The 24,102-nt window shown below is 68.5% G+C and carries 17 protein-coding genes; 9 read left to right on the top strand and 8 right to left on the bottom strand.

Translation table 11 applies throughout. The annotated features are described in order from the left end of the window. Positions 1–92: 92 nt before the first annotated feature. Positions 93–3,035 (bottom strand): transglycosylase domain-containing protein, encoded by a 2,943-nt coding sequence (locus I8J34_RS12485; protein ID WP_214361762.1) that lies wholly within the window; start codon positions 3,033–3,035, stop codon positions 93–95. Between the two features lie 299 nt (positions 3,036–3,334). Between I8J34_RS12485 and I8J34_RS12480 the strand changes: the two genes are divergently transcribed. The 4 genes from I8J34_RS12480 (at position 3,335) to I8J34_RS12465 (ending at position 7,384) form a co-directional block, all read left to right on the top strand. Continuing rightward, positions 3,335–4,246: a pirin family protein gene (locus tag I8J34_RS12480; RefSeq protein WP_214361737.1), complete on the top strand. Its 912-nt coding sequence runs from the start codon at positions 3,335–3,337 to the stop codon at positions 4,244–4,246. A 140-nt stretch (positions 4,247–4,386) separates the two neighbouring features. Then, positions 4,387–5,355 (top strand): Bug family tripartite tricarboxylate transporter substrate binding protein, encoded by a 969-nt coding sequence (locus tag I8J34_RS12475; protein ID WP_214361736.1) that lies wholly within the window; start codon positions 4,387–4,389, stop codon positions 5,353–5,355. 67 nt (positions 5,356–5,422) lie between these two features. After that, a complete protein-coding gene (locus I8J34_RS12470; protein WP_214361735.1) occupies positions 5,423–5,869 on the top strand; it encodes a tripartite tricarboxylate transporter TctB family protein in 447 nt (148 codons plus the stop codon). A 3-nt stretch (positions 5,870–5,872) separates the two neighbouring features. Beyond that, positions 5,873–7,384 carry a tripartite tricarboxylate transporter permease gene (locus I8J34_RS12465; RefSeq protein ID WP_214361734.1) on the top strand — a complete coding sequence of 504 codons (1,512 nt, stop codon included), beginning with the start codon at positions 5,873–5,875 and terminating at the stop codon, positions 7,382–7,384. A gap of 49 nt (positions 7,385–7,433) precedes the next feature. Here I8J34_RS12465 and I8J34_RS12460 read toward each other — a convergent pair whose 3' ends face one another. Both I8J34_RS12460 and I8J34_RS12455 read right to left on the bottom strand, forming a co-directional pair. Further along, on the bottom strand, positions 7,434–8,828 hold the full coding sequence (locus tag I8J34_RS12460; RefSeq protein ID WP_214361733.1) for a sensor histidine kinase: 1,395 nt from the start codon (positions 8,826–8,828) through the stop codon (positions 7,434–7,436). A 15-nt stretch (positions 8,829–8,843) separates the two neighbouring features. After that, a complete protein-coding gene (locus I8J34_RS12455) occupies positions 8,844–9,521 on the bottom strand; it encodes a response regulator (protein WP_214361732.1) in 678 nt (225 codons plus the stop codon). 323 nt (positions 9,522–9,844) lie between these two features. Between I8J34_RS12455 and I8J34_RS12450 the strand changes: the two genes are divergently transcribed. The 5 genes from I8J34_RS12450 to I8J34_RS12430 all read left to right on the top strand — a co-directional run bounded on the left by I8J34_RS12450 (position 9,845) and on the right by I8J34_RS12430 (position 17,606). Next, positions 9,845–10,939: an ABC transporter substrate-binding protein gene (locus I8J34_RS12450; protein WP_230411819.1), complete on the top strand. Its 1,095-nt coding sequence runs from the start codon at positions 9,845–9,847 to the stop codon at positions 10,937–10,939. Positions 10,940–10,960: 21 nt separating this feature from the next. Beyond that, complete coding sequence (locus I8J34_RS12445) at positions 10,961–12,022, top strand: AbrB family transcriptional regulator (RefSeq protein WP_214361731.1); 1,062 nt, start codon at positions 10,961–10,963, stop codon at positions 12,020–12,022. Positions 12,023–12,211: 189 nt separating this feature from the next. Next, positions 12,212–13,258 (top strand): porin, encoded by a 1,047-nt coding sequence (locus I8J34_RS12440; RefSeq protein ID WP_214361730.1) that lies wholly within the window; start codon positions 12,212–12,214, stop codon positions 13,256–13,258. A 247-nt stretch (positions 13,259–13,505) separates the two neighbouring features. Further along, entirely contained in the window at positions 13,506–14,795 is a 1,290-nt protein-coding gene (locus tag I8J34_RS12435) for an ATP citrate lyase citrate-binding domain-containing protein (protein ID WP_214361729.1), read from the top strand. Between the two features lie 108 nt (positions 14,796–14,903). Then, positions 14,904–17,606, top strand: a complete 2,703-nt coding sequence (locus tag I8J34_RS12430) for a CoA-binding protein (RefSeq protein WP_214361728.1) — start codon at positions 14,904–14,906, stop codon at positions 17,604–17,606. 42 nt (positions 17,607–17,648) lie between these two features. Here the strand turns inward: I8J34_RS12430 and I8J34_RS12425 are convergent, their stop codons facing one another. The 5 genes from I8J34_RS12425 to I8J34_RS12405 form a co-directional block, all read right to left on the bottom strand. Further along, positions 17,649–19,628: a sigma-54-dependent Fis family transcriptional regulator gene (locus I8J34_RS12425; protein ID WP_214361727.1), complete on the bottom strand. Its 1,980-nt coding sequence runs from the start codon at positions 19,626–19,628 to the stop codon at positions 17,649–17,651. A gap of 177 nt (positions 19,629–19,805) precedes the next feature. Beyond that, positions 19,806–21,083 (bottom strand): HupE/UreJ family protein, encoded by a 1,278-nt coding sequence (locus I8J34_RS12420; RefSeq protein WP_214361726.1) that lies wholly within the window; start codon positions 21,081–21,083, stop codon positions 19,806–19,808. Beyond that, complete coding sequence (locus tag I8J34_RS12415) at positions 21,065–21,679, bottom strand: VOC family protein (protein ID WP_214361725.1); 615 nt, start codon at positions 21,677–21,679, stop codon at positions 21,065–21,067. Before I8J34_RS12415 ends, I8J34_RS12420 begins: the two co-directional genes overlap by 19 nt. Before the next feature lie 160 nt (positions 21,680–21,839). Then, positions 21,840–23,414, bottom strand: a complete 1,575-nt coding sequence (locus tag I8J34_RS12410; RefSeq protein ID WP_214361724.1) for a GMC family oxidoreductase — start codon at positions 23,412–23,414, stop codon at positions 21,840–21,842. A 36-nt stretch (positions 23,415–23,450) separates the two neighbouring features. Further along, positions 23,451–24,044 (bottom strand): twin-arginine translocation signal domain-containing protein, encoded by a 594-nt coding sequence (locus I8J34_RS12405; protein ID WP_230411818.1) that lies wholly within the window; start codon positions 24,042–24,044, stop codon positions 23,451–23,453. Positions 24,045–24,102: the final 58 nt, after the last annotated feature.

Raw genomic sequence — 24,102 nt, 5'->3', positions numbered from 1 at the left:
CCGCCGCCGGCAGGCACCGGTGCGAGGGGCGAACGAAAACCGGCACGGATCGCCCGTCGTGCGAACGGCTCATCGCGAAAGTGGTAACCCGCTCAGTGCGCCGGCGCGCTCGGCGAACCGGCGCCGACGCCGCAGGCCGCGTCGGGCTCCAGGTAGGGCAGCAGTACCGGCCCCATCGACTTGAGGATCTGCACCGGCAGCGCCGAGGTGAAGCGATAGCCGGCGGCGTTGGGGCCGAGCACATAGGCGGTGAGCGTGCCGTAGTGGCGCGGGCCGAGGTAGAAGACGAAGGTGGCCGTGCGGTTGAGCGCCGGGCCGCTGCGATCGCCGGCGAGCACGATGCGGTTGTCGCCGGTGCCGGTCTTGCCGCCGAGGGTCAGCACCGTGCCGTCGGCCAGCTGGAAGGCGCCGGCCAGACGCCGTGCGGTGCCGCTCTCGACCACCTCCGACAGCGCGTTGCGCAAGGCCGCCGCCACCTCGGGCGCCATCACCTGCTCGCCCTCGGTCGGACGCCGCGCGAAATGCATCTCGTAGGGCGTATCGACGGCAAAGCGCAGGCGCTCGACCCGCGCCGTGGGCAGGCGCACGCCGTTGTTCATGATGATGCCCATCAACTCGGCCAGCGCCGCCGGCCGGTCGCCGGAGCTGCCCAGTGCGGTGGCCAGCGAGGGCACCAGGTGATCGAAGGGATAGCCCACGCGCACCCAGCGGCGGTGGATATCGAGAAAGGCCTCGACCTCGAGCATGGTGTCGATGCGCACGTCCTGCGCGTGCTTGAAGCGCGTACGGAACAGCCAGCGATACACCGCCTGGCGCTCGTCTTCGCTGGCCTCCAGCGTCTCGCCCAGTGTCGCCTCCGGATGCGCGGTGCGATAGCCGACCAGCCACAGTTCGAGCGGATGCAGCCGCGCGATGTAGCCACGATCGGGCAGATCGAAGGCCTCCGGGGCATGGCGCTCGTAGAGCTGGGCGATGCGCGCCTCCGACATCTGCGAGTCGCCCAGCCGTTCGCCGAGGAACTCGGCCAGCGCCGCCGGCGGCGCCGCCGGGTCGAGATAGCGGAACACCGTGGCCAGCCGGTCGGCGCTCGGGCGCAGGCCGTCGAGCAGCAGCGCGCGCATCTCCTCGGGCGTGCGCCCGTGATACTTGCGCCAGAAGCGGCGCAGGAACACCCGCCCCTCGCGATCGGCGAAACGCGCCAGGTACTCGGCCCGGCGCGGATCTTCGCTGTCTTCGAGCAGTTGCGCGGTACTGCCCGGCACCTGGTACATCGAATAGCGCACCAGTTCGTCCATCAGGCGCACGAAGGGCAGATTGATCGAGGCCTGCAGCGCTTCGCGCACGGTGGGCGTGCGGTCGTCGTCCTTGCGGCTGAAGTTGCCGAAGGTGTGCAAGCCGCCGCCGGTGAAGAAGCGCTCGTTGGGATTGGCGGAAAACCGTCTTTCGAGCGCGGCCTCGAGCATCGCCGACAGCGCGCGATCGGCGTCGCCTGCGAGGTAGTCGACCGCCCAGCGGCTGAGGCTGTCGCGGCGCGACAGCACGACCTCGCGCAAGGCCTCCGGGGCGAGCGGTGCATAGCGCGCATGCAGCTCGGCGACGATCTCGAGATAGGTGGTCAGCACCCGTAGCTTGGCGGTCGAGCCGAGCTCGAGCTTGCTGCCTTCGTTGATGTCGAGCGGTTGGTCGGTGGTGTCGGTCTGCACCCGGATGCGGTTGCCGCCGGGCGCACGCTCGACCAGGTTGAAGCTGTAGCGCACCGCGCCGAGCGAGGTCGGGCCGAGCATGCGCTCGCCGATCAGCCCCTGCTCGGCCGCGAAATCGGCATCGCCCAGGCGCGCGAGGTAGTCGCTGACGGCGCGCTGCAGATCGCGGTTGAAGGTGCTTTGCACCGCCACATCGAGGCGGTCGAGCCCATACAGCGAGGTGTCGAGCATGCCCGCCACGCGCTGGCGCACCGCGTCGGTGCCCTTGCCGCTGTCGACCGGACGCAGGGCCGGGTTGGCCGTCAGGTCGCGGAACGCCAGCTTCTGCGACTGCGCCGCGGCGCTCAGCCTGGGCGAAATGATGCCGCCTTCGGCCAGCAGGCGCAGGTAGCTGTCGGCCAGCTGCGCCAGTTCCGCGCGTCCGCGGGCGAGGTAATACGAGGGGCGGCGATGGGCGATCATCAGCGCCACCACCTGGCGCAGCGCCAGCCCTTGCGCCGCCAGCTGGTCGCCCTCGCCGTCCGCCTCGGCCAGGAGTGCGTTGACGCGGCCGACATCGGCGCCGAACCACACCCACAAACCGTCGCCCAAGCCATTGACCTCGCCATAGCCCGGCGCCGCGGACAGTGGCACGGTGTTGAGATAGTCGAGCACCAGCTGGCGGCGCAGCGGCAAGGTGTTCTCGCCGTTGCGATAGGCGCGCACCGCGGCCGACACCATCTGGCGCAACTTCTCCCGTGCATTCAGGGTGATGCCGTCGGGCGAATGGCGATACTTCTCGATCTGCGTGGCCAGCGTGCTGCCGCCGGGGGTATCGAGGTCGACATCCACCATGCGGCCGAGTTGGCCGATGGCGGCGCGGGTGAAGCGCGCCCAGTCCACGGCCGGATTCAGCATCGGGCGCGACGGATCGAGCAGATCGCGGTTTTCGATGAAGAGCAGCGACTGGGCGATCCGGTCGGGCACCGACGCGAAGTCGGCATAGCCATGGTAGGGGTAGCGAAAGCGATACAGCGGCTCGCCCCGGCAGCCATCCAGCACGAAGCCGGCCTGGCTCTTTTCGGCGTAGGGCGGGAAGAAACCGCGCTCGGTGTAATCGAGCAGCGCATCCGAAAAGCGCGTCTGCCCGATCAGCGCATAGCCGCGCGCCTGCAGGCGCTCGGCAAAACGCGGCAATTCGGTGTAACCCAGCCGCTGGTCGAAGGGGCCGTGGGTCGGATAGCGCACGGCATTGCTCGACCCGGCTTGGAAGGTGTAGTCGAGCGTCTGGGCGAAGCGCGAAATCTCGCGCGCCTGGAGCCTCGAGTAGCGCAGTTCATGCACCACCAGCATGCCGCCGGCCACCAGCGTCACCAACACCACGATGAACACGGCGATGCCGAGCAATCGTAGAAAAGTCAGTCGCGGGGCGGGGGTGTCGGGGCGGGTCACGCGTCGATCTCGGCGGGGTTGGGAAGTCGGGATAATTATCCAGCATCAAGACAAAAACGCACGGCGCGCTCGGCCGACTGTCGTTTTTTTGCCCAAGGCGGCACCTGGGGCGCCGTGGGCTGAACCGGTCGGCGGCGATGGCGTCTGACTCAGACAGACCCCGCCCCGGAATAGGACAAAACGCACAACAGGAGGACGTCATGAGCAATCTGGCCGGACTGGAACAGGACTGCGCGGCGGTGGACGGCTGCGCCGCGATCGAACTCATCATTCGCCCGCGCGACAAGGACCTGGGCGGCTTCTCGGTACGCCGCACCCTGCCGAACGCGCAGCACAAGATGGTCGGCCCGTGGATCTTCTTCGATCACATGGGGCCGGCCGAGCTCCCGGCCGGCAAGGGCATCAACGTGCGACCGCATCCGCATGTGAACCTGGCCACCGTCACCTACCTGTTCGAGGGCGAGATCCTGCACCGCGACTCGCTCGGCAGCGAACAGACCATCCGCCCCGGCGACATCAACCTGATGGTGGCCGGCCGCGGCATCGTGCACTCGGAACGCGAGCGGCCGGAGGTGACCGCCTCGGCGCATCGCCTGCACGGCCTGCAGCTGTGGCTCGCCCTGCCCGAGGCCGACGAGGAGATCGCCCCCGCCTTCCACCACTACGCGGCGGCCGACATCCCCGCCACCGTGGTCGATGGCGTGCCGGTGCGGGTGATGATGGGCACGGCCTTCGGCCGCATCTCGCCGGTGCGCACCTTTGCGCGGACGCTGTACGTGGAGGCGCAGCTGCAGCCAGGCCAGACGCTTGCCCTGCCCGAGGCCGAGGAGCGCGCCGTGTATGTGGCGCAAGGCGGCCTGACGGCGCGCGGCACGGCCATCGCCGAACATTCGATGGCGGTGTTCGCCGATGTGGCCGGCGTGGTGCTGGAGGCGACGGCCGAATCGCGCATCGTCATCATCGGCGGCGAACCCCTCGGCCCGCGCTTCATCGAGTGGAACTTCGTCTCCAGCCGCAAGGCACGCATCGAAGCGGCCAAGGACGACTGGAAGGCCGGCCGCTTTCCCAAGGTGCCGGGCGACGAGACCGAATTCATCCCCCTGCCCGAATAGGCCGAACCGCCCCCGGGGCCCTGCCTGCGCGGCGCCGGGGCTGAAAGGAATTCGAAAGCGCGCCTCCGTATCGTCCCTCCCACGTCATCGGCCGTTGCGGCCTTGACTGACAACACAACATCCATACGGAGGAGACCGACATGCGCACCAAGTCCCTGATTGCCCTCGCCGCCACCCTGGTCCTGGGCACCGCCTACGCAGCCCCCGAAAAACCCGAATGCATCGCCCCGGCCAAGCCGGGCGGTGGTTTCGACCTGACCTGCAAGCTGGCGCAGAGCGGCCTGCAGGACGCCAAGCTGCTCGACGCGCCGATGCGCGTCACCTACATGCCCGGCGGCATCGGTGCGGTGGCCTACAACACGGTCATCGCCAACCGCCCCGACGAGGGTGGCACCATCATCGCCTACTCGGGCGGCTCCTTCCTGAATCTGGCGATCGGCAAGTTCGGCAAGTACACCGAAGATGACGTCAAATGGCTGGCTGCGGTGGGGGCCGACTACGGCGCCATCATCGTGCGTGCCGACTCGCCCTACCAGAGCCTGAAGGACTTGATCGAAGCGACCCGCAAGACCCCGTCGAAGGTGGTGTTCGGCGCCGGCGGTTCGGTGGGCAGCCAGGACTGGATGAAATCCGCGCTGATCGCGCGCGAGGCCGGTGTCGATCCGAAGTCGATGCGCTATGTCGCCTTCGAGGGCGGTGGCGAAGCCATCACCGCGCTGATGGGCGGCCACGTGCATGCCTATTCGGGCGACGCCTCCGAAGTGCAGGGGCACCTCAAGGGCGGCCGCATTCGCGTGCTCGCCATCCTCGCCCCCGAGCGTCTGCCGGGTGATCTGGCCGGCATCCCGACCGCTATCGAGCAGGGCTACAACGTCGACTGGACCATCACGCGCGGCTTCTACATGGGGCCGAAGGTGTCCGACGCCGAGTACAAGTGGTGGGTCGCCGCGTTCGAGAAGCTGCAGGCATCGCCCGAGTTCGACAAGCTGCGCACCGAGCGCGGTCTGTTCCCGTACAACCTGACGGGCGAGCGCCTCACCGAGAGCGTCAAGCAGAAAGTGGCCAACTACAAGCAGCTCGCCACCGACTTCGGCCTGACCGCCAAGTAAGCCCTCGACTCGTCCCTTCCGCCCCGTGTCCGCAGCGACACGGGTGCGGGCACTCCTGGAGACCGACATGAGCGAAAGAATCCTCGGCGGCCTGCTGCTGTTCGTCAGCATCGCCGGCATCTGGATCGCGCGCAGCTTCGAAGCGCCGTTTTCCTACGAGCCGGTCGGACCGCGCGCCTTCCCGATCCTCATCCTCGCCCTGCTCGGCATCAGCGCCATCGCCCTGATGCTGGGAAAGGCTTCCCACAACACGGTCTGGGCGCCGCCGCCCGTCTTGAAGCGCATCGGCGCCTTGTTCCTGATCGTGCTGATCTACGCCTTCCTGTTCGACAAGCTCGGCTTCATCCTGGCCACCGCACTGATGGTGATCCCGGTCGCACGCTTCTTCAGCGGCAGCTGGAAACAGGCCGTGGCCGGCGGTATCGGCCTGGGGGTCGGGCTGTTCATCCTGTTCGACCGCCTGCTCGATGTCGCTTTGCCCACCGGGCTTTGGCTCAACAAACTCCTGGGGTAGATCATGGAAAGCACATTCGCACTACTGATGCAGGGTTTCGCCGTCGCCGGTGCGCCCGAAAATCTGATGATCGCGCTGATCGGCTGCTTTCTCGGGACCATCGTCGGCCTGCTGCCGGGGCTGGGCCCGATCAACGGCGTTGCCATCCTGCTGCCGATCGCCTTCGCCATGAAGCTGCCGCCCGAGTCGGCACTGATCCTGCTGTGCTCGGTGTACGCCGGCTGCGAGTACGGCGGGCGGATCTCGGCCATCCTGCTCAACGTGCCGGGCGACGCCGGTGCGGTGATGACCACGCTCGACGGCTACCCGATGGCCAAGAAAGGGCTTGCCGGCCCCGCCTTGTCGATGTCGGCCATGGCCTCGTTCTGCGGCGCGCTGGTGGCCACCGTCGGTATCGTGCTGTTCGCGCCGCTGCTGGCCGAGTGGGCGATCGCCTTCGGGCCGGCCGAGTATTTCGTGTTGATGGTGCTCGCGCTGTGCTGCCTCGGCGGCCTGGTCGGCGACTCCCTGCCCAAGGCGGCGATCGCCTGCCTGGTGGGGTTGTTGCTGTCCACCGTGGGCATCGACTCGAACAGCGGCGTGTATCGCTACACCTTCGACATGCTGCACCTGCAGGACGGCATCCCCTTCATCGTCATCGTCATCGGTCTGTTCGCGGTGAGCGAAGTCATGCTGATGCTGCAACAGGCGCACAGCGGGACCGAACCGATGGCGATCACCGGCCGGCTGATGTTCAACCTGAAGGAGTTCATGCTGGCCAAGTGGACCATGGTGCGCTGTTCGCTCGCCGGCTTCTTCATCGGCGTGCTGCCGGGTGCCGGCGCCACCATCGCCTCGGCGATGTGCTACGCCAGCGAGCGTCGCATGGCGGGCAAGGACCACCAGTTCGGCGAGGGCGACGTGCGCGGCGTGGCGGCCCCGGAAGCGGCCAACAACGCCTCGGCCAACGGCTCACTGGTGCCGATGCTGACGCTGGGCGTACCGGGCTCCGGCACCACTGCGGTGATGATGGGCGCGCTGACGCTGTACAACATCACCCCGGGCCCGACGCTGTTCCAGGACCAGCCGGTGATCGTGTGGGGCCTGATCGCCTCGCTGTTCATCGCCAACGTCATGCTGCTGGCGCTCAACATCCCGCTCATCCGTGTGTTCGTGAAGTTCCTGTCGATCCCCAACTGGCTGCTGGTGCCGGGCGTCGCCGCGATCTCGATGGTCGGCGTGTATGCGGTGCATGGCAACACCTTCGACCTGGTGCTCGGCACCCTGATCGGCGGTGCGGGCTACGTGCTGCGGGTGATGAACTTCCCGATTGCGCCCTTCATCCTCGGCTTCGTGCTGGGCGACATGATGGAGCAGAACCTGCGCCGCGCACTGTCGATCAGCGACGGCGAAATCGGCGTGTTGTTCAACAGCCCAATCGCCATCGGCCTGTGGATCGCTGCCGCCGCCATGCTGATCGGCCCGCGCCTGCTGCGTGTCGCCGAAAACCGCCGCCAGCGTCCGGCGACGGTCTGAAGCCTCCCACCACCACCGACCCGCGGCCAACCGGCCGCGGGTCGTCCGTTTACGCCCCCCGGCGATAGGCCGGGAACCCCACCCGCACGCACAATCCGCCGCCAACCGCCGTCTCAAGCTGCACCGTGCCGCCATGCGCGAGCGCGATCTCGCGCACGATGGGTAGCCCCAGGCCGCTGCCCGGGGCCTTGTTCGGTGCCAGGATGCGGTAGAAGCGCTGGAACACCTTGTCCCGCTCCTCGACCGGGATGCCCGGTCCCTGGTCGCAAACGCTGAGGACGGCTTCGTCGCCCTCGACCCGCGTGGCCAGCTCGACCTGGGTGTCGGGCGGGCTGTAGCGGATGGCGTTGTCGATCAGATTGGCGACCAGCTCGCGCAGCATCTGCGGATCGCCCTGGATACACGCCGCCCCACCCTCTTCGAACGCCAGCGCGATGTGCTTGTCGAGCGCCACCGGCGCCAGCTCCAGCGCGATTTCGCGCACCAGCCGGCTGAGCGCCACCGCCTGCTTGGCCTGCACCTTGCCCTCGGCCGACTCGGCATGCGACAGCGCCAGCATCTGGTCGGCCATGCGCCGCGTGCTGCGGATGGTGCCCATCAAGCCCTGGAAGGTGCGCCGCATTTCATCCGGCGCGAGTTGGCGCTGGCCGTATTCGGCCTGCGTGGTCAGCACCGCCAGCGGGGTGCGGATCTGGTGGGCCGCGTCGGCAAAGAAACGCCGGCGCGCCGCCAGCATCGCCGACAGGCGCTCGGTATGGCGATTGATGGCATCGATGAGCGGCTGTACCTCGGTGGGAATGCCGGCGCGGTCCATCGGCGACAGGTCGTCCTCCTGACGCGCACGAACGGTGTCGCGCAGCCGGATCAGCGGCTTGAAGGCCGAGGTCAGCGCCATCGCCAGCATCACCGCACCGAGCGCCACCAGCAGCAGTTGGCGCCGGATGCTGTCGAGAAACAGCTCCCGTGCCAAGGTCACGCGCGATTCGGTGGTTTCGGCAAACACGACGGTAATGAAGTCGCCGCCCGACAGCGCCGGATCGTAGAGGCGCTTGCGATAGACGCCGATACGCACGGTGTTGCCCCGATAGGTGGTATCGCCCAGCATCAGGGCGCCCTGGTCGCGCAGGGCGGGCGGCGGCACGAGGTCGTCATAGCCCGTCACGGTACGCCCGTCGGGCCCGATCACGGCGTAATACACCCGTTCCTGCACACCGGCTTCGAACACTTCGAAGGCCGAATACGGCACATCCACCGAAATCTCGCCTTCCAGCGAATGGATGCGTTCGGCGATCGATTTGATCGACGCACTCAGCGAGCGGTCGTAGGCGCGATTCACCGCATCGAGCGCGCCCTGGTAAGTCATCGCCGCATTGATCGCCACCAGCACCAGCAAGGGCGGCAGCAACCAGCGCGCGACCCGCTGCTGCAGGCTGCTCTCACGCATCGGGGGCGCTCCGGCTCATGCGTCCGGTGCTTCGTCGATGAGGTAGCCCAGGCCGCGCAGGGTGGTCACCACGGCGCCCGAGCCCTCGAGTTTCTTGCGCAGGCGGTGGACATAGATCTCGATGGCCTCCGGGCGCGCCTCCTCGTCGAAACTGAAGACCTTCTCGAATAGCGTCTCGCGCGCCACCGGCCGCCCCTGGCGCGAGATCAGCACCTCCAGCACCGCCAGCTCGCGCGGCGTGAGCGCCAGCGGCGTGCCGGCCACACTCACCAGACGGGAGTTCGTGTCGAAGGCCAGCGCCCCGATGTGCACCGTCGGCACCAGGTTGCCGGCACGGCGCAGCAAGGCCTTGATGCGGGCCTCGAGTTCGGTCAGCTCGAAGGGTTTCGTCAGATAGTCGTCGGCCCCGAGATTGAGGCCGGCCACCTTGTCCTCGGTGCGGTCCCGCGCCGTCAGCACCAGCACCGGGATGTGCGCCGTCGCCTCACGGGCGCGCATGCCGCGCAGCACTTCGAGCCCGTCGAGGCCGGGCAGCGACAGATCGAGGATCACCAGATCGTAGGGTTGGGTCAGCAAGGCATGGGCGGCATGGTCGCCACGGGTCATCACATCGACCGCATAACCGCCCTGTACCAGGGCTTTCGACACCCACTCGGCGAGTTCGGCATGGTCTTCTACGAGCAGCAGGCGCATGGCTTGAACCTAGAAACCGTAGTTGGACGCACCTGAGTGTGCGGCTGGCGGGCTGACCGGCAAGGCGCGACGACGCACAGGTCGCCCCCCTGTAAGGAGGAGCAACGCAGCCAGACGGCCCGCCAGACGTGCAATCGGGTGCGTAGCGCTCTCACCCGCGGGGTGATCGATATCGAAGGCGGGAATGTTCTCATGTTCAATACTTTACTTCCAGGCACAAGCGGTCAGCTGCGGTTTCTAGGTTGAAAGTAGATCGAAAGGAAAGCGATCAATTATCCTGCCGTAAAAGCCCCCGACGCGAAAGCACCCTGACAAGGAACGCCGTGATCTTCCCGCCCCGCCTGATCGGACACTTGCTGTTGGCCACGCTGCTGGCGCTGGTCGCGGCCATGCGTCCGGCCGACGCGCAGTCCAGTGCCGATCGGCAAGCGGCGGCGGCGCGCGAGGGCGTGGTGGTGATCTATGCCGCCACCGATCGCAGCGTGGCCGAGGGGCTGTTGCACGACTTCGTGCAGCTCTACCCGGGCATCCGGGTGGAGTATCACGACATGAGCTCAGCCGAGCTCTACCACCGCTTCCTGGCCGAAGCGAAAGACGGCGGGCGGGCCGACGTGATGTGGAGTTCGGCCATGGACCTGCAGGTCAAGCTGGTCAACGACGGCTATGCCCAGCCCCATCGCTCGGCCGAAACCAACGCCCTGCCCCCCTGGGCGATCTGGAAGGACGAAGCCTTCGGCACCAGTTTCGAACCGGTGGCCATGGTCTACAACCGCAAACTGTTGCCGGAAGAAGACGTCCCCGGCAGCCATGCCGAACTGCTGCGCCTGCTGGCGCGATCTCCCGAACAGTTTGCCGGCCGCATCACCACCTACGACCCGGCCCTGTCCGGGCTCGGCTACCTGCTGCACAGCCACGACGTGCTGGCCAACCCGGTGGTGTTCTGGCGCCTCGCCGAGGCCTTTGGCCGGCTCGCCATCCAGCCCGCCGCCAGCACCAGCGAGATGCTCGACCGGATCGCCTCGGGCAAGGCGCTGATCGGCTACAACCTGCTCGGCTCCTATGCCCAGATCCGCGCCGAAAAAGACCCGACGCTGGCGGTGGTGCTGCCACGCGACTACACCCTGGTGATGAGCCGGGTGGCCTTCATTTCCCGCCAGGCCCGCCATCCGCATGCGGCCCGGCTGTGGCTCGACTACCTGCTGTCGCCGCGCGGCCAGCGCCTGCTGTCGAAGAACCCCGGTTTCTACTCGGTGCGCGCCGACGTGCCGGCCGACGAAGCGGCCGAGGAGCTGCGCCAGCGTCTCGGCGGCGCCTTCCGCCCGATCCCCATCGGCGCCGGCCTGCTCACCTATCTCGACCAGGCCAAGCGCCGCGACTTCCTGCGCCAGTGGCACGACATCGCGGCGCCGCCCCCCTGAGCGCCTGAGTGTCTCTCGTTCATGCCTTCCGGATCTCCTGACCCGGCCCGTGCCTCGACGGCGGCCCGGGTCGCCGTAACCCTGTCCATCGCCACGCTGGCCGCCTATGGCGCCCAGGCCTTCGGCGCCCCCCTGCCGTGGATGCTCGGCCCGCTCTTCGCGGTGGCCCTGCTGCGCCTGTGCGACATCGGCCTGCGCCCCCTGCCCGGCGGACGGCAGGCCGGGCAATGGGCGATCGGCACCTCGCTCGGCCTGTATTTCACCCCCGCCGTGCTGGTCTTGCTGCGCGACAACCTGCTCCTGGTGGGGCTGATCGCCGGCGGCGCACTGGTCGTCGGCATGCTCTGCGCGCGGATGACCTGGGCGCTGGCGCCGGTCGACCGCCCCACCGCCTTCTTCGCCTCGCTGCCCGGCGGCGCCTCGGAGATGGCGGTGGTGGCCGAGCGCTTCGGCGGTGCCGTCGACCGCGTCGCCGCCGCCCATGCGCTGCGGGTGATGATCGTGGTGGCCGTCGTGCCACTGGCGCTGAGCGCCGCCGACGCCCACGGCACCGATCTCTACCAACCGCTGGCGCGCGGCGTCGACCTCGCCCGCCTGCCCTGGCTGCTGGCCGCCAGCCTGTGCGGGGTGGCGCTGCTGTCGGCGGTGCGCTTCGGCAATGCCTGGGTGCTCGGCCCGCTGCTCGGTGTCGGGGCGATCACCGGCGCCGGCCTGAATCTGTCGGCCTTGCCTGTCTGGGCGGTCAATGGCGGCCAGTTGCTGATCGGTTGCGCGCTCGGCTGCCGCTTCTCGCCGGCCTTCTTTCAAGCCGCCCCGCGCTTTCTCGCGGCCGCCACGGTCTCGGCCCTGGTGGCCATCGGGCTCGGCACGCTCATCGCCGTCGGTGCCGCCGCCCTGTCGGACGCGCCCCTTGCCACCCTGGTGCTGGCCGCCGCGCCCGGCGGCGTGGCCGAGATGTGCATCACCGCCAAGGTGCTGCAACTAGGCGTGCCGCTGGTCACGCTGTGCCATGCGCTGCGCGTCATCGTGCTGACGCTCGGCGCCTCGTCGCTGTACCGACTGTTCCTGCGCCTGACCCCCTGACTCCCCCAGCTGCACGCCGCCGAACGCCCCGCAACGCCTTGCGGGGTGTCGTCATTTATCGGCCCGCTACCGGCCGCCAACGCAAACCGGCGCACCGAAAGCGGACTGAAAGGGGCTTGTCGTGAAATGCCTCCACCGCACGGCGACTTGCACGGCGGAGACAAAAAGACATTCGACAAGGAGGAAACAATGCACAAGTCCGGAATCGTCGCCCTCGCGGCGGCCGCCACCCTGGGTCTGCCGACCGTCGCCAGTGCCGACACCAACGTCACCATCTACGGCCTCATCGACATCAACCTCGGTTACGAAAAAGCCGGCAGCCTCAAGCACACCGGTGTCGACACCAGTGAGCTGAACGGTAGCCGCATCGGCTTCAAGGGCACCGAAGACCTGGGCAACGGCCTGAAAGCCTTGTTCGTGCTGGAGACCGGCTTCGACCCCGATACCGGCGCCACCGGTCAGGGTGGCCGCCAGTTCGGCCGGCAGTCCTTCGTCGGGCTCGAAGGCGGCTGGGGCAAGGTGATGCTCGGCCGCCAGTACTCCCCGGCCTTCGTCGCCCTCGACCCCTTCGAAGCCACCGGCGGCGCCGACCGTACGGCCGGCCTGCTGCACCGCAAGACCGGTTCGGTCAAGCGCGGTTACGAAACCCGTTTTGACAACATGATCAAGTACCGCTCGCCGAGCTTCGGCGGCTTCTCGGCCGACGTCGGCTACTGGACCGGGGCCGAAAACACCGGACCGAACGACGACGCCCGCAAGGAAGGTCGCGGCTACGGCATCACCGGCATGTACAAGAACGGCCCCTTCGCCGCGGCGATCACCACCCAGAGCTATTTCACCGACGCCACTGGCGGCAAGGCCAGCACCCATGGCATCGCCGGCGCCTACGACTTCAAGGTGGCCAAGGCCTACCTGCTCTACACGCAGGATCGCGAGAGCGGCACCGCGGGCAAGGGCAAGGCGCGCAGCTATGCGCTGGGCGCGGAGATCCCGGTCAGCGCGGTCGGCACCGTGGCCCTGAGCTACGGCGCGCGTGACGAGAGCAACGAGGCCGGCGCCGAGGATGCGCACGGCTGGTCGGTGTACTACATGCACAACCTGTCCAAGCGCACCACGCTCTACACCGCCTACTCGCACATCAGCAACAAGGACGACGCCAACTACGGCTGGAACCTCACGCCGGCCGCCGGTGACGATCCGAGCGTGGTGATGGCGGGCATCCGCCACCGCTTCTGATCCGGCCTTCGCGCCGCCGTCCGCAAACGCGGACGGCCGTGGGCGGCGCGCCGGCGGGAGGAGACCGTCGGCGCAGCGTTCCGGCCCGAGGCCGGGACGCGCCGCCGGACAGGCGCACTTGGGCCCCGGCGGCCGGGGAGGGATTTCCGCCGGGGCAACTTTTTCTCCACCACACGCTATCCGGGCGCCGGCCATGCGACCGCCCGACGCCGACATCACACAACACCGTCGCAACCAGGAGGCAGCCATGCAGATCACAGGAATGCTTTACGGAAGCCAGTTGCTCGATTTCGTCGATTTCCCGCGCGCCGAGGTACTGGGCCCGGACGCCGACGAGGAGGCCATCAAGGCCATGATCGAGCGTCACGGTTCGGTCTTCGTCAAACCCGTCTTCAAGGGCGGCGTCGGCAAGAAAGGCAAGGCCGGCCTGCTCGGCCGTGCCCGCGACCTGAAGAGCGCGCTGACCGAGAAGGAGCGGCTCTACTTCGTCGAGCATCGCCACGGCAACCAGGTGGCCAAAGCCAACGGCGTGACCTTCGAAGGGGCCGTGCCGGCCGAGCACGAGGTGTATTTCTCGCTGTCGGTATCCACCGAATTCCGCGCCCCGACGCTGACCCTCACCCATTGCGGCGGCATGGACATCGAGGAAGTCGATGAAAAGCACATCGCCCGCGTGCCCTTCGACGCCCTCACCGGCATGAAGGCCTTCGTGGTGGCCAACGCGTTGATCGACATCGGCGCGCCCAGCGAGATCATCTCGCCGCTGGTGCAGCAGCTGCCCAAGCTGTGGGAGCTCTACCACAACTTCGGCATGACGGTGCTCGAGCTCAACCCGATCCGCATGCGCCCCGACCGCCGCGGCCGGCTGACGCCGGTGGCCTGCGACTTCAAGTGCGGATTCGATCGCGACGACAGCCGCTGGCACCGGCTCAACCTGCCACCCCACCTGTTCGCCGCCGACTACTCCGACTTCGAGCAGGAGATCAACCAGCTGCGCACCCACCAGGGCCAGAGCGACGTCTATGTGATCAACGACAAGGGCACCATCCTGGCGCCGACTTTCGGCGGCGGCGCCAACTCGCTGGTCACCGAGATGCTCGGCGACGACGCCATCATCTCCTCCGATTTCGGCGGCAACCCGCCCTACGAAAAGATGAAATCGGTGGCCGCCATCTGCTTCGACCACTGGCTGGCGCAGTCCAACGTGCTGTTCGTCATCGGCGGCAAATCCAACAACACCGACATCTTCGAAACCTTCCGCGCCATGGCCGACGCGCTGCGCGAGCACTTCAGCCGCCACGGGCCGACCCCGCTGTTCGTGGTCATCGGCCGCGGCGGACCGAACCTGGTGCGCGGCATGGCGGTGTTTCGCGACACCTGCGAGGCGCTCGGCCTGCCCTACCGCTTCTTCGGCTTCGACTCGGCGATGAGCGAGGTGGTCGACTACGCCCGCGAAGTCAATGAATGGATGAAGGCCGGCGGGCGCGAACAGATCGCCACCCGGCTCGGCCTCGAAGCCCCGGCCAAGGCCGCGTAGGGCGGATTTCACCCCGCCCCGGCCCTCGATGGCGGGTTGAAACCCGCCCTGCGCCGACACAGACAGCCCGCGCGAGCGCGGACATCGAAGCGATTCAAGGAGACGGACATGCATCATCAAGGCATCGGCGACTTCCACTACTACGTCGGGATCAACTCCCTGGCGCAGATCGCCACCCGCAACGACCGGGTGTGCGTGCTCAACATTCTCGGTGGCGAGTCCTCCGAGGTCACCCCGGTCGGCCATGCCTGGTCGGGCGGCAACGTGGTCTTCGGCACCTCGCCGGGGCGGCGCGGCCAGCGCCTGGAGACGCCGGAGGGCGCCATCCCGGTCTACAACAGCGTGCGCGAAGGGCTGGACGCCGGGCACCGCTTCAACTGCGGCGTGGTGTACCTGCCGCCCAGCGCGGCGCGCGACGGCGTGGCCGAGCTGATCCGGGTCAATCCCGAGCTGGAGAAGATCTTCATCATCACCGAGAAGATCTCGGTGCACGACGCCCGCGAGATCCGCGCCATGGCGCAGCAGGCCGGCATCGACGTGTTCGGCGCCAACTGCCTGGGCGTGGCCGACGCCTGGAGTCAGGTGCGCATCGGCGGCGCGCTCGGCGGCGACAGCCCGGGCGACACCCTCAAGCGCGGCTCGATCGCCATCCTCTCCAATTCCGGCGGCTTCACCACCACCATCGCCCAATACCTGCGCATGGCCGGCTGGGGCACCACCACGCTGGTGTCCAGCGGCAAGGATGTGTACATCCACTATGCCGCGCCGGAATTCGCCTTCGCCCTGGCCAACGACGCGCGCAGCAAGGCCGCGGTGCTGTACTGCGAGCCGGGTGGCTACTACGAACGCGAGGCCGACTTCAACAAACCCGTGGTGGCCTGCGTGGTCGGGCGCTGGAAGGCCAAGCTGACGCGCGCCGTCGGCCATGCCGGCGCGATGGCCGGCGGCAATGACGACGCCCTGGCCAAGGAACGCTGGTTCATGGAGAAGTTCGGCGTCGACGGCCTGTTCACCCCCGACAACCCGGTGTTCTCGGCCAAGGGCGCGGTGGTCACCAACATCGCCCACATCCCCGCCGCGCTCACCGCGGTGATGCGCGCCAACGCCACCCTGCCCGACTTCGAGCCCGAAGGCTCGATGGATCTCAAACCGTGGTTCGGCAGCAACATGGGCGTGACGCTGCCGGCCGCGCTGGATCTGCCGGTGGTCGAGGCGATCGCCCCCTATCACACGCAGATCGCCGCGCTGGCGCGTCAGGTCGGCACGGTGTTCCCGCGCCAGAACCTGAAGGACGCCTCGGGCGCCTCGCAGATGGACCCCAAGAGCCATGTCTCCAGCCTGCATGGCGTGTCGATGCTGCAGGCCGCCCAGCAACCGCTCGAAGCCAACCTGGCGCTGGCCCTGGTGCACGAAGCCGGTGGCGACAACGACCGCGCCCTGCTCAATGTCGCCGTCGCCGCCTTCGTGAACCTGCACGGCAGCCCGGTGCTGGCCGCCGCCCAGGCCGCGCGCGAGGCCGGCAACGCGCCCAACGCGGTGCTCGCCGCGGCCGCCAGCCTGCTCGGCCCGCGCCTGTCCGACGGCGCGCGCGAGGCCGCCGCCTTGATGATCGACGTGTTCTCGGCCGCCGGCCTCGCCGCCGCTCATGACGAAGACTTCGCGCTATCGCGCGCGCCCATCGACGACGCCGCCCGCGAGCGCCTGCTGCAGGCCGAGCCCGACCCGCGGGCCGAGGCCCTGCTGGCCGCGGTGGCGCTGCGCGGCGCACGCTCGGTGCCGCTGCGCTGGCTGCTCGCGCTGGGCGGCCATCCGCGCGCCGACGCGGTGCTCGCCGCGCTCACCACCACGGTCGCCTGGGGGCCGCTGCAGCGCAAGCGCATTTCCCGCACGACGATCGAAAGCCTGCCGGCCTGGATGCGCCTGATCGGCACGCTGCTGGGCGCCTCGGCCGACGCCGCACGGCACCGGCCAGACAGCTTTTGCGGCCTGCCCAACGACGAGGTGCTCGGCGTGCGCTCGCTCACCGAACTGGCCGCCCTCGCCCTGCTCGGCCGCGCACCGGCCGCCGACGATCTGTTCGCCTTCCAGACCCTCACCGGCCTGCTGCTCACCAACGGCCCCGGCGCGATTTCGGCCCAGGGCGCCAAGGGCGCCGTCTCGGCCGACGGGCCGGAAACCCCGGCGCGGGTGCAGCTCAACAAGGCCATGGTCGGCTTCCTCTCGCACACCGGCTACGCCCACGGCGGCAACGGCTTCGAGGGCGTCGCCTTCCTGCTCGAGCGCTTCGCCGGCCAGGCGCTGACCGACCCGGGCGATGCCGGCCATGGCCTCGACCTCGACACCATGGCGCGCGACTTCGCCCGCGAATACGGCGCGCAGAAGGCGGCCAGCAAGGAAAGCGGTGGGCCGGGCTACAACATCCCGTGCATCAACCACCCGGTGTTCAAGGACAAGCCCGAGAACATCGACCCGCGCGAAGCCTTCGTGCGCCAGCGCTTCGAGGCGCGCGGCGAGTACAACGTCTTCCACGACTACTACCGCCGCCTGGTGCAGGCCCTGTTCGACGAGGGCGTGACGCGCAATGTGTTCTGCGTGAATGTGGATGCACTGATCGCCACGCTGCTGCTCAAGCTCATGTGGCAGCCACTGGCCGCCGGGCAGATCAGCCGCGCCGAGCTGGAGACCGCCGCCTTCACCGCCTTCTTGTACGGCCGCATGATCGGCTGCGCGGCGGAGATCGACGACCACCTCAACCGCGGGCGCAACATGGACACCCGCACCCCGCAGGCGCAGGTGCGTTTCGTGGCCTGAGCCGTCGTGACGGGCTGCCCCGGCCCTGTGCCGGGGCAGCGTTCATTGAAGATTCGGCGGAACGATGCCGTGCCGCTTCATGCGGCGGTACACCGTGGCCCGGCACAGACCGAGTTCGTCGGCCGCGGCGGTGACGCACCACTTGTGCCGCTGCAGCGCTTCGAGCAGCCACTGCCCTTCCTGGTCGCGCCACGATGCGCGATCCGCCGCGACGGTACGTGCCGGGGCCTGCGGCGTGGCCATCGCCGGTGCGGTGTCATGCACCGGCGCGGCCGGCTCCATCAGCTCGCCGGGCAGGTCGTCGAGGCGGATCTGGCCGCCGTCGCTCACCGCCAGCGCAAAGCGCAGCACATTGCGCAGCTGGCGCACGTTGCCCGGCCAGGGGTGGGCGCACAGCACGGCCATGGCCTGCGGGTCGATGCTCATGGTGCAGCCCATCTCGGCCGCCTCCTCGCTGGCCAGGCGGTCGATCAGGAACACCTTGTCGCGCCGCTGGCGCAGCGGCGGCAGGTAGAGGATGGCGCCGCACAGGCGGTAGTAGAGATCCTCGCGGAACAGGCCGTCGGCGATCAGCTTGCGCAGGTCGCGGTGCGAGGCGGCCACCACGGTGAGGCGGATCGCCTGCGCCTTGTCGCTGCCCAGCGGGGTGACCTCCTTCTCGGCCAGCACGCGCAGCAGACGCGTCTGCAGATGCATCGGCATGTCGCCGATCTCGTCGAGGAACAGCGTGCCGCCGTCGGCCTGGGCGATCAGGCCCTTCATGCCCTTGCTGCGCCCGCCGGTGAAGGTGCCGGGCGCGTAGCCGAACAGTTCGCTCTCGATCAGCGACTCGGGGATCGCCGCGCAATTGATGGCCACGAAGGCCTGGTCGCGCCGCTCGCTCGACTCGTGCAGGGCCTTGGCCACCACCTCCTTGCCGGTACCGGTCTCGCCATGGAGCAGGATGTCCACCGACTTGTTCACCAGCCGCTTGGCCTGGCGGATCAGGCGCTGCATCTGCGGATCGTCGCCGGCCAGCCGGTCGAGCGCCGGCGCGCTCACCGCCGTCTCGACGCTGTCGGCCGCCGGCCGGTGGCTGGCGATGACCCGCGGCGCGATCACGTCGGCGTAGAACACACCGAGCTGATGGGTGGTCAGCGCGGCGCGCGCGTTGGCGATGCCGGCACGGGCGATGCGCCACACCTCGGCCATGCCCTCGCGGAAGATGGCGTCCAGCGGCGTGCCGACCAGTTCGCCGTCCGGCTCGCCGTCGCGACCGGTCTGCAGCGTGCGCCGCGCGCCGCTGTTGGCGCCCACCACCACGCCGTCGGCGTCGAAGGCCAGCATCAGCTCGCCGCTCAGGTCGACCATCGGCCAGGCCGCGCTCAGGCGCAGCACCGAGGCTTCGCGGAAGAAATGCAGGAAGTTGGCGTCCTCGATCATCTTGGCGTACATCATGGTCAGCTGCAGCGCCAGGTGCTGGCTCTCGCGCGGCGAGGGCGAGGTCAGCGCCGAGACGTCGAGCACGCCCATGAAGTCGCCGGTGGGGTCGAGCAAGGGCGCGCTGTTGCAGGTCAGGTCGATGTGCGAGGCGTCGAAATGGTCGATCTGGTGGCAGGTGATGGCGCTGCGGTCGGCGATGCAGGTGCCCACCGCACAGGTGCCGGCGCGCGCCTCGCTCCAGTCGGCCCCCAGGTACAGGCCGGAGCGGCGCAGCTCGCCCTGCCAGCGGTCGTTGCCGATGAAGTCCACCGCCACGCCCTGCGCGTCGGTCAGCAGCAGCACATAGCCGAGGTCGCAGACCCGCTTGTAGAGCTGCTCCATGCCGGTGCGTGCCACCTGCAGAAAATCCTCGATCTGGTCGCGGTGCTCGCGCAGGCGCGGCCCCTCGATGATGTGGGCCGGCGTCGGGCGGGTCGGGTCGAGGTCGTAGTCTTCGATGCAGCGCTGCCAGGAGCGCTGGATGCGGTCCGCCTTGGCCTCGGCGCTGCGGGTGACGGACAACACGCGCTCGATATGCGCTCGTTGGTCGATGTCGTGCATGCTCAAGTCTCCTCCTGGCGCGCCCGGCATTAGCCGGATCGCGCTAGAGATACGCCGGGTCCATGATGGCCCGCGCTTATGTGTGTCACTGCCACGCCATCTTCCTATCGATGGCGTTTTTGTCGTGTCCTAGTAAACCACTTGTTGCGCCACATAGCCACGGAAGGCGCATCCGCCCTACTGAACCACCGCCAGCAACAAGGCACTGCGCTCGATCAGCCACACCGAGGCCACCGCCACGCACGGCAGCACCAGCGCCTGCCGGTAGTGCACCTGCGGATGGCGCCACAGGCGATGCACGGCCCACAGCACCGGCGCGGCCACCAGCGACAGCGCCAGCTGGCCCAGTTCGATGCCGAGGTTGAAGCCGAGCACCACGCTCGCGAAGCTGCCCGACAAGGCCGGGGCGACCTCCTGCAGCGCGAACGAGAAGCCGAAGCCATGCACCAGGCCCACGCAGAACACCGCCGGCGCCAGCATGGGCCGCTTGCCATTGCCGAGGATGCGCACGCCGGCGTAGATGATGGAGGCGGCGATCGCCATCTCCACCCCCGGTGCAAACCACGCCAGCGCCGACAGCCCGCCGGCCGCCCCGACACACAGGGTGATCGAATGCCCGGCAGTGAAGGCCAGCGAATGCTTGAGGAAATGCACCGGCCCGCGCGCGCCGAGCAGCAGCACCAGGATGAACAGCACATGGTCCAGGCCGATCAGCACATGCTCGAAGCCGGAGGCGACATAGCCGGCAAAGCCCGATGGCCCGGCTTGGGCGGGCGCGTCCGCAACCGGTGTGCCGAGCGCGAGGTTCAGCGGTCCGAGGCTCTGCCAGGCGTCGATCCGGCCGTCGTCATCATGGCGGCGCACGATGTTCACCGCGCGCGCGCCGAGCTCGGGCCACTCCCCGGCGCTGCCGGTCAGCACCGGCGCCGCACCGGCGAGCGGCGCGTCGAAGCGCAGGCGCAGGCTCACCACCGCGTCGGCCAGATCGAGCTCGGCCGCCTCGCCGAGCATCAGCGTCGGTGCCACATAGTGCTCCACCGCCGGCAGATAGGTGAAGGGATCGCGCCCGGCCAGGGTGTCGATGCGCGCGCCTTCGAGCCGGCCGAGACGACCGTCGATCCGCAGCGCCTCGCGCAGGCGCTCACGCAGCGCGTCGGGGGTCCGATGCAGGGCCGGCACGTCCACCGCCAGGCGGCCATCGGCATCGCGGCGCAGGAAGGGCGGCGGCGCCTGGTCGCCGCCCGCCTGCCAGTCCGGCGGCAACAGCAGCAGCGCCAGCGGCAACTGCACATAGGCGCGCAGCGCCCCGTCGCGCGGCACCAGATGGACGACGCGCGCCATGAAGTCCTGGACATGGGCCGTCGCCGTGCCGCCAAACCCCAGCAGCACGGCGCTCAGCGCCAGGGCGCGCAGCCAGCGCGCCCTGCGCCCGGCGCTTACTGGCGCGGGTCCCACAGCCGCTCACGCATGGTCTGTTCATAGCCGCGGCCTTCGGGCGCGGTGACCAGCTCCAGCTGCATGCCCCAGGGCGACATGAAGTAGATCCAGGTCAGGCCCTTGAGCGGCCCTTCGGTGAACAGGTGCGGTTCGCCGAGGAACTTCACGCCCTTGGCGCGCATGTTGGCCATCGCCGCCTTCAGGTCATCCACATAGAAGGCGATGTGGTGGCCGCCCACGTCGCTGTTCTTCGGCGGCTGGATCTTCTGGTCGGGCGAGGTGTATTCGAAGATCTCGAAGTTGGTGCCGTTGCCGCAGCGCACCAGGTGCGCCACGGGGATTACCGCGCGCGGATTGACGTTGAGGTTCTCCTTCATCCAGTTGTCCTTGAACGGGCCGAAGGGGCCGATGGTGAAGAAGGCCTTGCAGCCCATCACGCCGACGAAGAAATCGACGGCCTGCTGCGCATCGGGCACGGTGAAGCCGAAGTGCTCGACGCCGCGCATGCCGGGCACGCTGTCGGCCTGCGCGGCCGGCCATGCGGCGGCCAGGGCGGCGGCGGCGATGCCGTGGCGCAGCCAGCGCCCGGCAAGGGAGGATGTGGAGGGGGTCATGGTGTGGTGTCCTTGTTGAGGTTCTCGGGGGTGTTGCCGGTGCAACCAAAACGCTTCCAGCGAAAAAGACGGGGCGCCGCAAGGCGGGCCCCCAAAGCTCACGCGTGGAGGAGCGCGTTCGACGGGCCGGCGTGCACCAGGCACGCCGGCCAAAGCGGGCTCAGAGCTCGCGACGGCGCATGGCCCCGGCGATGTACTCAGCCTGGCGAATCGCCAGCGCGACGATGGTCAGCGTCGGGTTGGCGGCACCGCTGGAGGTGAACTGGCTGCCGTCGGAGACGAACAGGTTCTTGATGTCGTGGGTCTGCCCCCACTTGTTCACCACACCGTCGCGCGCCTTTTCGCTCATGCGGTTGGTGCCCATGTTGTGGCTGGCCGGATAGGGCGGCATGTCGATCACGCGGGTGGCGCCGACGGCTTCGGACAGCTTGCGCCACTGGGCCAGGCCGTGGCGGCGCATGACGGCATCGTTGGTGTGGTCGGTCTTGGTGACGATGGGGATCGGCAGGCCGTGCTGGTCGCGCTCGGTCGGGTGCAGGGTGATGCTGTTCTCTTCCTGCGCCAGATCCTCGCCGCACACCCACACGCAGCTCATGTGGTCGAACTTCTCCAGCGCGGAGCTCACCTCGCGCCCCCAGCCGCCCGGCTTCATGAAGGCCGCGGCGAAGGGCAGGTGCAGCGCCAGGCCTTCGAGGTGGTAGCCGCCGAGGAAGCCGCGGTCGGGGTTGTTGGGCACCTCGTCGGAGACCACCGCAGCGATGTCGAAGCCGCGATACATGTACACCGGCCCCGGGTTGATGGTGAGCGCGGCCGCCGTGGTGTGGTTCATGTAATTGCGCCCGACCTGGCCGGAGGAGTTAGCCAGGCCGTTCGGGAACATGCTGGAAGCGGAGTTGAGCAGCAGGCGCGGCGACTCGATCGAGTTGCCGGCCACGCACACCACGCGCGCCTTCTGCAGATGCTGCTTGCCGTCCTTGTCGGCGTAGAGCACGCCGGTGGCCTTGCCGCTCTTGTCATGCTCGATGCGCAGCACCATGCTCTGCGGGCGCAGCTCGGCATGGCCGGTCTTCATCGCGCGCGGGATCTCGGAGTACAGCGTCGACCACTTGGCGCCGATCTTGCAGCCCTGCATGCAGTAGCCGATCTGCTGACAGGCCGGGCGGCCGTCGTTGGGCCGGGTGTTGGAGGCCACCGGCCGCACGATGTCCTTGTAGCCGATCTTGCGCGCGCCGGCCTCGATCACCTTGTAGTGGTTGTTGGGCGGCATCGGCGGCAGGCCGCTGGCCTTGGTACCGGCCACGCCCATCTTGCGCTCGGCAATCTCGTAGTACGGCGCCAGCTCTTCGTAGCTGATCGGCCAGTCGAGCACGTTGGCGCCCGGCACATGGCCGTAGGTGGTGCGCGTCTTGAACTCGTGCGCCATGAAGCGCAGCGCCAGGCCCGACCAGTGCATGGTCGAACCGCCCACGCCCTTGACGATCCACGCCGGCAGGTTGGGATAGGTTTCGGTGTGATGCCAGCCGCCGGCCGAGATGCGCTTGTCGAGCCACGAGATCTTGGCGAACATCGCCCACTCGTCGTTCTCGAAGTCTTCCTGGGTGTGGTGCTTGCCGGCCTCGAGGATCACCACATCCACGCCCTGGCGGGTCAGCTCGTCGGCCAGCGTGCCGCCACCGGCACCCGAACCGACGATCACGACGACGCTGTTGTCGTCCTTGGAAAAGGTCTTGCTCATGGGATTTGTCTCCATCTGTTCTTGTCGTTGTCGGGATCAGGCCTTGGGCAGCCAGTCGATGTCGTCGAAGCCGCGGGCGATGTAGCCGCCCTTCTCCCATGACGAGCCTTCCTCGCCGAACAGGGGCCAGACCGCCTTGTTGTTGTAGAAGCCGGTGACCATGTCGCCCTTGATCTTCTGGAAGAAGGCGCCGTGCTCGATGGTGTAGAGCAGCGTCAGCCGCTCGGTCTCGGTGGGCACCTCGGCATACGGCGCCATGAAGTTCGCCTGCGCCAGGGCGTTGAGCTGGGCCACGCCGTCGCTGATCAGCTTGGCGAGCGCCGGGTCCTTGGCCGCGGCCGCGTCATAGGGCTCGATGGCGAGCATGTAGAAGCGGTCGGAGATCTTGTCGTGGGGGAAGATGTCGCGCGCCATCACCAACAGGGTCTTGCCGATGTCGGCACCGAGATGGGTGAATTCGGCCGCCAGCGCATCGCGCGCCGGCAACATCAGGCTGCCCGCCGACAGCGCCGTCACGCCGGCCGCGGCCAGGCCGGAGCCCTTGAGAAATGCGCGCCGGCTGACGGCGACGCGTTTTTCCACCACGCGCATCCCTTGCGCCGCGGCGGATTGCAGCTGATCGTCTTTCATGATGATGTCTCCTCGTGTTGTGTTACGTCAGGTCATGCAGGGGTTGAGCGGCGCCATG

The organism is Denitromonas iodatirespirans (assembly GCF_018524365.1).
Lineage (GTDB): Bacteria > Pseudomonadota > Gammaproteobacteria > Burkholderiales > Rhodocyclaceae > Nitrogeniibacter > Nitrogeniibacter iodatirespirans.
This window is presented reverse-complemented; position numbering and strand designations above follow the sequence as displayed.